General features: G+C 45.5%; 7 protein-coding genes, 7 tRNA genes and 1 pseudogene. 4 read left to right on the top strand and 11 right to left on the bottom strand.

Annotated elements, in window-relative coordinates:
• Positions 1-134: pseudogene (locus LPW36_RS16660) on the top strand (IS4 family transposase); the annotation flags it as partial.
• Positions 135-237: 103 nt separating this feature from the next.
• On the opposite strand, the gene LPW36_RS16655 reads toward LPW36_RS16660, so the two are convergent.
• The 11 genes from LPW36_RS16655 to nagB all read right to left on the bottom strand — a co-directional run bounded on the left by LPW36_RS16655 (position 238) and on the right by nagB (position 6,511).
• A tRNA-Gln gene (locus LPW36_RS16655) sits at positions 238-312 on the bottom strand.
• Between the two features lie 25 nt (positions 313-337).
• Positions 338-422 (bottom strand) — tRNA-Leu (locus LPW36_RS16650).
• A gap of 4 nt (positions 423-426) precedes the next feature.
• Positions 427-503, bottom strand: a tRNA-Met gene (locus LPW36_RS16645).
• A 214-nt stretch (positions 504-717) separates the two neighbouring features.
• A tRNA-Gln gene (locus LPW36_RS16640) sits at positions 718-792 on the bottom strand.
• 45 nt (positions 793-837) lie between these two features.
• Positions 838-912, bottom strand: a tRNA-Gln gene (locus LPW36_RS16635).
• A gap of 25 nt (positions 913-937) precedes the next feature.
• A tRNA-Leu gene (locus LPW36_RS16630) sits at positions 938-1,022 on the bottom strand.
• A gap of 4 nt (positions 1,023-1,026) precedes the next feature.
• Positions 1,027-1,103, bottom strand: a tRNA-Met gene (locus tag LPW36_RS16625).
• A gap of 257 nt (positions 1,104-1,360) precedes the next feature.
• Positions 1,361-3,028, bottom strand: a complete 1,668-nt coding sequence (gene asnB, locus LPW36_RS16620; protein ID WP_230611621.1) for an asparagine synthase B — start codon at positions 3,026-3,028, stop codon at positions 1,361-1,363.
• A 259-nt stretch (positions 3,029-3,287) separates the two neighbouring features.
• Positions 3,288-4,511 (bottom strand): DNA-binding transcriptional regulator NagC, encoded by a 1,224-nt coding sequence (nagC, locus tag LPW36_RS16615; RefSeq protein WP_230611620.1) that lies wholly within the window; start codon positions 4,509-4,511, stop codon positions 3,288-3,290.
• 31 nt (positions 4,512-4,542) lie between these two features.
• Positions 4,543-5,688 (bottom strand): N-acetylglucosamine-6-phosphate deacetylase, encoded by a 1,146-nt coding sequence (nagA, locus tag LPW36_RS16610; protein WP_230611618.1) that lies wholly within the window; start codon positions 5,686-5,688, stop codon positions 4,543-4,545.
• A gap of 22 nt (positions 5,689-5,710) precedes the next feature.
• Entirely contained in the window at positions 5,711-6,511 is an 801-nt protein-coding gene (gene nagB, locus LPW36_RS16605; protein WP_230611616.1) for a glucosamine-6-phosphate deaminase, read from the bottom strand.
• Between the two features lie 375 nt (positions 6,512-6,886).
• Here nagB and nagE point away from each other — a divergent pair, with 375 nt between their 5' ends.
• The 3 genes from nagE (at position 6,887) to LPW36_RS16590 (ending at position 11,204) form a co-directional block, all read left to right on the top strand.
• Positions 6,887-8,836 (top strand): PTS N-acetyl glucosamine transporter subunit IIABC, encoded by a 1,950-nt coding sequence (gene nagE, locus LPW36_RS16600; RefSeq protein WP_230611614.1) that lies wholly within the window; start codon positions 6,887-6,889, stop codon positions 8,834-8,836.
• A gap of 247 nt (positions 8,837-9,083) precedes the next feature.
• Complete coding sequence (glnS, locus tag LPW36_RS16595) at positions 9,084-10,751, top strand: glutamine--tRNA ligase (protein WP_230611612.1); 1,668 nt, start codon at positions 9,084-9,086, stop codon at positions 10,749-10,751.
• A 99-nt stretch (positions 10,752-10,850) separates the two neighbouring features.
• Positions 10,851-11,204 carry a putative signal transducing protein gene (locus LPW36_RS16590; RefSeq protein ID WP_230611610.1) on the top strand — a complete coding sequence of 118 codons (354 nt, stop codon included), beginning with the start codon at positions 10,851-10,853 and terminating at the stop codon, positions 11,202-11,204.
• Positions 11,205-11,312 lie beyond the last annotated feature (108 nt).

The raw sequence follows: 11,312 nt of genomic DNA, 5'->3' as shown, positions 1-11,312 counted from the left end.
GCCTGCTGGCAACACTGAGCACAATAGTGCTGTGGCTTATTGGTTATCACGCTGAAAATAGAGGGTTGCATCTGAGATACCAGGCCAACAGTATTAAATCGCGGCGGGTAATTTCTTATCTGACATCGCCAAAACCTACCAGAGTATGGTGTTGGTTTATTAGCGCTGATTTTGTGGGGATCCCTCAGCGCTGATGCGAGTTTTTTTTATCCGGATAACCATATCTGACAAGAGAAATGGCTGGGGTACCAGGATTCGAACCTGGGGATGACGGGATCAAAACCCGTTGCCTTACCGCTTGGCGATACCCCACCAGTTATATTGTCGCTGAAGGAAATGGTGCGGAAGGCGAGACTTGAACTCGCACACCTTGCGGCGCCAGAACCTAAATCTGGTGCGTCTACCAATTTCGCCACTTCCGCAAAATGGTGGCTACGACGGGATTTGAACCTGTGACCCCATCATTATGAGTGATGTGCTCTAACCAGCTGAGCTACGTAGCCAAATATTTTTTGCTTAACCTTCAACGGCGTTAAGGGGCGCATTATGCGGATATGTGTCGTTTTCGTCAAGGTTTTGATCTGCTTGTCGGGCTGAAAACAGACAGATTTAGCGATTGAACTATTTGATTGATGAATTTTTAAACGATATACGAAGAGATAAGCAAACTAAGAATCAAAACAATGGAAACACAGGAAGACAAAGAAGGGAAGGAAATGGCTGGGGTACCAGGATTCGAACCTGGGGATGACGGGATCAAAACCCGTTGCCTTACCGCTTGGCGATACCCCAATAGGAGATTATTTCCAAAATAGCTTATTAATATAAGCAGAAAAATGGCTGGGGTACCAGGATTCGAACCTGGGGATGACGGGATCAAAACCCGTTGCCTTACCGCTTGGCGATACCCCACCCGAGCATTGTCATTGAAGGAAAATGGTGCGGAAGGCGAGACTTGAACTCGCACACCTTGCGGCGCCAGAACCTAAATCTGGTGCGTCTACCAATTTCGCCACTTCCGCAAAATGGTGGCTACGACGGGATTTGAACCTGTGACCCCATCATTATGAGTGATGTGCTCTAACCAGCTGAGCTACGTAGCCAAAATATTTGCTTAACCTTCAACGGCGTTGCGGGGCGCATTATGCGTATCTGAGCCACGATCGTCAACTAGTTTTTTCTTATAAAGGGTTCAGTTTTGTCTGATTGTTTGGCTAATAACCGATATGTTGATAAAAACGACAAAAAAAGCATCGGTTTGATGAGGAAATGAATAAGAATGTTTTTTTACAGCATAGCAAAACGGGCCGGTGTGGCCCGTTTTTTAGCTGTTAATCGGCAGGTCGTTTTATACAACCAATTAGCTTTTATAAGCGGATTGGTGAACGCCTACCGCACGACCTGATGGGTCATCCAGTTTTTTGAAAGACTCATCCCATTCAATAGCTTTAGCGGAGGAGCAAGCCACAGAAGGGCCGCCAGGAACGCATTCTGCAGCGCTCGGCAGCGGGAATAGCTCTTCAAAGATTTCACGGTACAAATAGGCCTCTTTAGAGGTCGGCGTATTATACGGAAAGCGGAAGCTGGCGTTTTGCAACTGCTGGTCGCTGATTTGCCCGGCGGCAGTAGCCTTCAGGCTGTCGATCCAGCTATAACCGACGCCATCAGAGAACTGCTCTTTCTGACGCCAGGCCACGCTGGCAGGAATATAAGATTCAAAATTCTTACGAATAATATATTTCTCCATCTTACCGTTGCCGCACATTTTATCTTTAGGATTAATGCGCATCGCCACATCGAGGAATTTTTTATCCAGGAAAGGCACCCGGGCCTCTACTCCCCAGGCGGCCATTGCTTTGTTAGCGCGGGCGCAGTCATACATATGCAAAGCTAAAAGTTTGCGTACAGTCTCTTCATGGAACTCTTTTTCATTTGGTGCTTTATGGAAATAGAGGTATCCACCGAAGACTTCATCAGCCCCTTCGCCGGATAACACCATTTTGATACCCATTGCCTTAATTTTACGCGCCATCAGGTACATGGGTGTGGATGCCCGAATGGTTGTTACATCATAGGTTTCGATGTGGTAAATCACATCGCGAATGGCATCCATTCCTTCCTGCACGGTAAAGTGGATCTCGTGGTGAACCGTACCTAAATGACGGGCTACTTCCTGCGCAGCAGCCAAATCGGGTGACCCTTCCAGACCAACGGCAAAAGAGTGAAGCTGAGGCCACCAGGCTTCGCTACGTTCATCATCTTCAATACGACGAGCGGCATATTTTTTGGTAATCGCAGAGATAACCGAGGAGTCCAAACCACCGGACAGTAGCACCCCATAAGGTACATCAGACATCAGGTGACTTTTTACCGACTCTTCCAGCGCGTTGCGCAGTTCATATTCATCGGTGGTATTATTTTTGACGTTGTCAAATTCCATCCAGTCACGCTGATAATAGCGGTGGATTTTATGGTCGGTGCTGGACATATAGCTACCGGCAGGAAACTCTTTAATGGTTTTACAAACCGGCACCAGTGCTTTCATTTCTGATGCCACATAGAAGTTTCCGTGTTCATCATGACCGGTATACATCGGAATAATACCAATATGGTCACGACCCAGCAGATAACTGTTATTGGTGCTGTCATACAGAATAAAGGCAAACATCCCCTGAAGGTCGTCCAGGAAATTGATGCCTTTTTCCTGATACAGAGCCAGAATAACTTCACAATCTGACTCCGTCTGGAATTCATATTTACCTTTTAACTGGCGGCGCAGTTCCTGATGGTTGTAAATCTCACCGTTAACCGCCAGTACATGGGTATGCGCTGAGTTATACAGTGGTTGGGCGCCATTATTGACGTCGACAATGGATAAACGTTCGTGAGCGAGTATTGCCGTGTCAGATGCGTAGACGCCGGACCAGTCGGGGCCACGATGGCGCATAAGACGAGACATCTCTAACGCTTTTTTACGCAGCTCAATCGGATCGGACTTAATATCGAGTACACCAAATATTGAACACATTGTTATCTCTCTTATTCCGTTGTCATTGAAGTTACTTAAATTCGGTCATATTAACTTAAGCAATAATTAAGCCAGATTTTTGAATCGGTGGTGAAGCCAATATCGCCCTATTGGGAGCGATACTTTTTAGCATAGCAGCAGATTTGCACCAGGTTAGTGCGACGAAGGGATTATTTCAGTGCAATGCCTTTGTATAAAACATTACACTGATTTCAAGATGATGTGACAGAAGATAAGAAAAAAATTTTTATAATAACCGTCAGTCGTTACTGTCGCCCAGCAGATGTTGTAGCAGGACACCGTTAAGCATGGAGCGTTTTACCAAAGCAAAGGAACCAATAGCAGAACGGTGATCCAATTGAGTCGTCACCAAGGGTAGGTTTTGTCGGAAGTTAATCAAAACCTGATTATCAATACAGCGCTGAATAGAGGACAGCAGCACTTTATGGGCTTCGGTAATATCGCCGGAAATAACTACTTTTTGTGGATTAAACAGGTTAATGGCAATGGAAATCGCCTTACCTAATTGATGGCCTACATAATCAATTACGTTAACGGCTAAATCATCACCTTTATTGGCGGCTTTGCAAATCGCGGAAATGCTACAGTCATCCAGCGTCAGCTTACTGTTATAACCCTGACTGAGCAGGTTACGTACCCGTTGTTCAATGGCAAAATTTGACGCTACGGTTTCCAGACAGCCAAAATTACCGCAATAGCAGCGCTCACCTAATGGGTCGATCTGAATATGGCCAATTTCACCGACGTTACGGTTCTTTCCCAGAAAGATTTGACCATTGATAATAAAGCCTGCGCCAGCTCCACGGTGAACGCGAATAAGCATGGAGTCTTCACAATCCTGAGTTGCGCCGAAATAGTGTTCTGCCAGTGCCAGGCTACGAATATCATGGCCAATGAAACAGCTGATATTAAACCGTTCGTGGATGACTTTACCCAATTCCCAATTAGACACCGAAATGTGCGGCATATATTTCACCACACCATCTTCAGGATCCACCAAACCGGGCAGGGAAATAGCAATAGCGATTAACTCACGAATTTTATTGCTGTAGGTTTCAATGAAGTGATTAATGGCCTGAAGAAGGCCTTTTTCCAGCGCTTCCTGAGTGCGCTCAGGCAGAGAGTAAGGCTCTTCTATCAACGCCTTACCACTGAGGTTATACAGCGTGATGGTGGCGTTATTACGCCCTAAACGTACTGCAACGGTATGAAAGTTTTTGTTTTCAGTAACAATAGAGACCGCCCGACGCCCTCCGGTTGAAGCCTGCTGTTCAACTTCTTTAATCAGGCCGCGATCCAGAAGTTGTCGGGTGATTTTAGTAATGCTGGCAGGGGCCAGTTGGCTAAGTTCAGCGATCTGAATGCGAGATATGGGACCTTGCTGATCGATTAAGCGATAAACGACCGCCCCATTTAACTGCTTTACCAGATCGATGTTACCAATTTGACCACCTGTCGTCATCGCTACCTCTGTTGTGATTGCTGAGTTACGGCTACTGTCTTTTTAATAAACCATTCACCCAGGTATGTGTGATTTTAAAATCATGAGTAAACGCGGTGAGATTGGCAACCTTACCGGTTTCAATGCTGCCTAAAGTAGTGGATACACCCATGGCCCGGGCAGGGTAGAGCGATGCCATACGAAGCGCTTCATCGAGAGGTATACCAATAAACTGAACGCTGTTAGCTACGGCTTCAATCATGGTTAAAGCGGAGCCGCTTAAGGTTCCATTCTCATCTACGCACATTCCATTGCGGTAATATACTGGTTTACCTGCAAAAATAAAATGGTCAATATTGGCTCCGGCTGGGGCTGTCGCATCAGTGACCAGCACCAATTTGTCGCCTTTCAGACGCTTCGCGCTACGAATACTTGCCCAGGCAACGTGATGACCGTCAGCAATAACGCCGGTATAGACTTCAGGCGTATCAAAAATTGCGCCCATCAAACCAGGTTCACGACCGGTTATATAAGGCATAGCATTGTATAGATGAGTCGCAAAGCTGATGCCAGCAGCAAATCCGATACGAGCCTGATCGTAAGTGGCGTTTGAGTGACCGGCAGAAACAATAATACCCGCTTCTGTCAACTGGCGAATAACCTGACTGTCAACCTGCTCTGGCGCCAGAGTCACTTTGGTAATCACATCTGCATTTGCACACAGATAATCGATCATTGCTGCATCCGGCTTGCGGATAAAGTCAGGGTTATGCGTCCCTTTCTTTGCCACATTAATATAAGGGCCTTCCAAGTGGAGACCTAAAGCCTGATGATTGTGACGATCAAGATAGCTACGCATAACCTCAATAGCATGCTTCATCATCTCATCACTGGAGGTGATAAGCGTCGGGAGGTAGCTGGTACAGCCTGATTTTTCGTTAGCCTGCTGCATAATTTCAAGGGTTTCAACAGAAACGGCATCCATAGAGTCGTTAAACTGAACGCCACCACAGCCATTAAGCTGAACATCAATGAAACCCGGTGCCAGTATGGCACCTTGCAGATCCTGAACTTCGATATCTGACGGTAACTCACTTTGCGGGCATACACGCTGGATCAATCCATTGGCAATAATAACCGCGTGGTTATCCAGAATATCATGGCCGGTATAGATCCGGCAGTGGGTTAAAGCATACATCACACACCCTCGCAGTTGTAGCTTAAAGATCTTTAATATTTTCCGCCTCTAATTCACGGAAGTATTTAACGGTTTTAATTTTCAGTTCCATAGTGGAAGGTTCATCACAAACTATGATGGCTTTTGGATGTAATTGCAGCGCAGAAACTGTCCATAGATGGTTAACGCAGCCCTCAACAGCAGCCTGTAGCGCTTGCGCTTTATTCAGACCTGTAACCAGAATCATGACTTCTGCGGCATCCATCAGGGTACCAACACCAATGGTTAATGCATATTTGGGTACTTTATTCATATCGTTTTCGAAAAAACGAGAGTTAGCAATGCGGGTATCTTCCGTCAGCGTTTTAATTCGAGTACGGGATGACAGAGAAGATGCGGGTTCATTAAATGCAATATGACCATCGTTACCCACACCGCCCATAAATAAGTTTATCTGACCGTATGACCTAATTTTATCTTCATAGCGTTTACATTCTGCCTGAACATCGCTGGCATTGCCGTTTAATAAGTTAATATTTTCTGGTTGAATGTCGACATGATTAAAAAAGTTATTATGCATAAAAGAATAATAACTTTGTGGATGATGCTTTTCTAAGCCAATATACTCGTCCATATTAAATGTAACGACATGTTTGAAGCTAACGTCTCCGGCTTTATACAGTTCAATCAGACGAACATAGGTACTCAGTGGTGTGCTTCCGGTGGGCAAACCTAAAACAAAAGGGCGATCGGCGGTGGGCTTAAAGGCATTAATGCGATTTGCTATATGGCGGGCAGACCATAACCCAACGTCTTTTGCACTTTCTAGTGGAATAAGTCTCATGTCAAAACCTCTTGGTTACATAACACTGGCTATACTCATACGTGAAGGATAACGTGACATATTGAAATTAATGACTATAACTATAACGCACGTAAACGCAACACGCCTCTGATACTCTGTGAAGCTGATATTTTATATAATAAAATAAGTTACGATGTATAGCTAGTATTGTCATCCTGATATTAATCTTTTTGGTGATAATTATCACAAATCCGGAGGTTTTAATTTGCGATGCGAAATATATTTTTTACACTATGAATTAGATTGTACATGAGTTGTGTCTTGTCTATCGACGGTGGCAGAGTTGTACGGTAGGCGCCTTATTGTTGAGTATAAAAAAGAAGTCCTTTATCAGGACATGCAGGGGGAAACAAGGTGAATATACTTGGATTTTTTCAACGACTAGGGCGATCGTTACAGCTACCGATCGCCGTATTACCCGTAGCGGCATTGATGTTGCGCTTCGGTCAACCCGATTTACTAAACCTGGCGTTTATGGCTCAGGCCGGTGCGGCAATCTTTGACAACCTGGCGCTGATTTTTGCTATCGGTGTGGCAGCAACCTGGTCTAAAGATAATGCGGGTTCTGCCGCGTTAGCCGGTGCGGTTGGTTTCTTTATTTTAACCAAAGCAACGGTCACCATTGAAGCCACGATTAATATGGGCGTGTTAGCCGGTATTATTTCTGGTCTGGTTGGTGGTGCTGTTTATAACCGCTGGTGTGATATCAAATTACCAGACTTCTTATCATTCTTTGGTGGTAAGCGTTTCGTTCCCATCGCAACAGGTTTCTTCTGTCTGATTCTGGCAGCTATTTTTGGTTATGTCTGGCCACCAATTCAGGCGGCTATTCATAACGGTGGTCAGTGGATCGTTGAACAGGGTGCATTAGGTTCTGGTATCTTCGGTTTCGTTAACCGTCTGTTGATCCCAACGGGTCTGCATCAGGTTCTGAATACCATCGCATGGTTCCAGATTGGTGAATTCACTAACGCAGCGGGTCAGGTATTCCACGGCGATATCAACCGTTTCTACAACGGTGATGGCACTGCCGGGATGTTCATGTCAGGCTTCTTCCCAATCATGATGTTTGGTTTACCGGGTGCTGCTCTGGCAATGTACTTTGCTGCAAAACCAGCTCGCCGTTCAGCGGTTGGTGGCCTGTTACTGTCAGTAGCGTTAACCGCATTCCTGACCGGTGTCACTGAGCCACTTGAATTTATGTTCATGTTCCTGGCTCCGCTGCTGTACTTAGTACACGCCATTTTGACAGGTATCAGCCTGTATGTGGCTACCGCTTTAGGTATCCACGCTGGCTTTACCTTCTCCGCAGGTGCTATTGACTATGCGTTAATGTTTAAACTACCGGCAGCCAGCAGCAACGTTTGGATGCTGTTAGTGATGGGTGTCGTCGCATTTGTTGTCTACTTCCTGCTGTTCTCTTTCATTATCCGCGCATTCAACCTGAAAACGCCGGGCCGTGAAGATGAAACTGAAGAGGAAGTTACGCCGGATAATAGCAATACCAGCGAAGGTCTGGATGCTTTAGCCAGCAGCTACATCGGTGTTATCGGCGGTAGCGATAACCTGACTGGTATTGATGCCTGTATTACTCGTTTACGTTTAACCGTAAAAGATTCAGGTATTGTTGATAGTAATGCGGCTAAACGTTTAGGTGCAGCCGGTGTTGTTAAGTTAAACAAACAAAGTATTCAGATTATCGTTGGTGCTAAAGCTGAGTCTATTGCTGACAGCATGCGTAAGGTGATTGCTTCAGGTGTTGCGCCAAGGTTTCAGGCAGCCGCAGCGGTAGCTGCTCCTGTTCAGGCAGTGGCTAACAAACCGGCTGAAGTGAAAAAAGCAGCGTCAGTAAGCTCGCTGATTTCTCCAATTACCGGTGATATCGTGGCGCTGGAAGCCGTACCTGATGAAGCATTTGCCAGCAAAGCTGTCGGTGATGGTATTGCGGTTCGCCCAACGGGCAAAACCGTAGTTGCGCCAGCAAACGGTACTCTGGTTAAGATTTTTGGTACTAACCATGCATTCTGTCTGGAAACTGAAAACGGTGCCGAAGTTGTGGTTCATATCGGTATCGATACGGTTAAACTGGATGGTAAAGGCTTCACTCGCTTAGCTGAAGAAGGCGCAACAGTGAAAGCAGGTGACCCGGTACTGGAGCTAGATCTGGATTATCTGTCAGCTAATGCGGCTTCCATCATCAGTCCGGTAGTTGTCAGCAATATTGATGACTTCTCGGGTATCGCTGATGTGGCAACCGGTAGTGTTGTTGCAGGTCAGACTAAGCTGTTTGATATCAAAGGATAAGATTAGATTCTTTTCTTTCGATAGTTAAATCTGAAACGGGAAGGTGAATAACCTTCCCGTTTTTTATTTGTGTCGATTTTAATGTAAAATAGTCCGCATTAATGCGGCGTATAACCTCTTTAATTCATACCTTTTGTTCTGAGACGGGATTCATGCAACTAACAGTTGTGTCCTGCGTGCGGTTGTTAGAAGATAACAGGTTATACGTTGTGAACGCTTTTGCATTTTTGCATAGAGGAAAAAGTAAATGAGTGAGGCTGAAGTTCGCCCGACTAATTTTATTCGTCATATTATTGATGAAGATTTAGCATCAGGTAAACACACTACCATAGTGACCCGTTTCCCGCCTGAGCCAAACGGTTATCTGCATATCGGTCACGCGAAGTCTATCTGCCTGAATTTCGGGATTGCGCAAGACTATCAGGGTCTGTGCAACTTACGTTTTGATGATACCAACCCGGTTAAAGAAGATATCGAGTATGTGGAGTCAATTAAGCACGATGTTGAGTGGTTAGGTTTCCACTGGGATGGCGCTGTTCGTTACTCATCTGACTACTTCGATCAACTGCATCAATACGCTGTTGAACTTATCAGTAAGGGACTGGCTTATGTGGATGAGCTGTCTCCTGAAGAGATGCGTGAATATCGCGGTACTCTCACTCAGCCAGGAAAAAATAGCCCTTATCGCGACCGCAGTGTTGAAGAAAACCTGGCCTTGTTTGAAAAAATGAGAAAGGGTGAGTTTGCAGAAGGTAAGGTTTGTCTGCGGGCTAAAATCGATATGGCTTCCTCATTTATCGTGATGCGCGATCCGGTGTTGTACCGTATTAAGTTTGCCGATCACCATCAGACGGGTGATAAGTGGTGTATCTATCCGATGTATGACTTTACCCACTGTATTTCCGATGCACTGGAAGGGATAACTCACTCGCTGTGTACCCTGGAGTTCCAGGACAACCGCCGCCTGTATGATTGGGTTTTAGATAACATTACTATTCCATGCCATCCACGTCAGTATGAGTTCTCTCGCCTGAATTTAGAGTACGCGATTATGTCCAAGCGTAAGCTGAATTTGCTGGTGACAGAGAAAGTGGTCGAGGGCTGGGACGATCCACGGATGCCAACGATTTCTGGCTTACGCCGCCGTGGATATAGCGCGGCTTCTATTCGTGAGTTTTGCCGTCGTATCGGCGTGACTAAGCAAGACAATAACGTGGAAATGGTAGCGTTAGAAACCTGCATTCGTGAAGATCTGAACGAAAACGCCCCAAGAGCCATGGCGGTTATCGATCCGGTTAAAGTGGTCATTGAAAATCTTCCACAAGGTCATGAAGAGATGCTGACGGTAAGTGCACATCCGAATAAACCAGAAATGGGGACGCGTGCCGTACCATTCAGCCGTGAAATCTATATCGATCGTGCTGATTTCCGTGAAGAAGCAAACAAACAGTATAAGCGTCTGGTGTTAGGCAAAGAAGTTCGTCTGCGTAATGCCTATGTGATTAAAGCTGAACGGGTAGAAAAAGATGCTCAGGGCAATATCACCACCATTTATTGCCATTATGATAGTGAGACGCTGGGTAAAGATCCGGCTGACGGCCGCAAAGTGAAAGGCGTTATTCATTGGGTTTCGGCTCCTCATGCGTTACCAGCAGAATTCCGTTTATATGAGTGTCTGTTTAATGTGCCAAACCCGGGTGCTGCTGAGGATTTCTTATCTACCATTAATCCTGAGTCACTGAAAGTGGTACATGGTTTTGTTGAACCAAGTCTGGCACAGGCTAAACCTGAGTTTGCTTATCAATTTGAGCGTGAAGGCTACTTCTGTGCAGACAGCCGTCATTCATCACCAGAGCATTTAGTGTTTAACCGGACCGTTGGTCTGCGTGATACCTGGGCTGCTCAGGCAAGCTAATTGTCAGTTTTGATTGAACGCGGTTAATATCAGAAGCCTGCCAGAGCAATCCGGCAGGCTTTTTTAATCGAAAATGGATGTGTTTTATAGGGAGATATTATGGGACAACTGGTTGTGGTTGCTCGTTACTCTTATCCCCTCGACGCTCAGATAGCCAAAAGTAATCTGGAAGCTGCAGGGATTAATGCCTATATAGCGGATGTACACACCATTAATACCAACTGGCTTTACTCTGATGCTTTAGGTGGAGTAAGACTGATGGTCGATGGTGATAATGTGCAGGAAGCTGAAGCGATATTAGGTCAGGACTTTTCCCAATCGGTGATTGAAGAGGCGGGAGAAGAAGACGAAGAAGAACGTTCACAGCGGTGCTGTGCTTATTGTGGTAGTAATAATGTTGTTCCTTTTACTAAAGGTAAGAGGCCCGCATTTGTGCTGAGGAATCCCCAGTAATGAGCAGGTAAAAAAAGACAGGCATAGAGTTTTGTGATCTACTGATTGTGCTATCAATTCAATGAGATCACCTCTATGCCTGTTTACCAAGTATGTCAGAAGTTTTTC

The organism is Limnobaculum eriocheiris, from assembly GCF_021010575.1.
In the GTDB taxonomy this organism is placed as follows: domain Bacteria; phylum Pseudomonadota; class Gammaproteobacteria; order Enterobacterales; family Enterobacteriaceae; genus Limnobaculum; species Limnobaculum eriocheiris.
The sequence above is the reverse complement of the archived record's forward strand: the minus strand, read 5'-3'. Positions and strand labels throughout refer to the sequence as shown.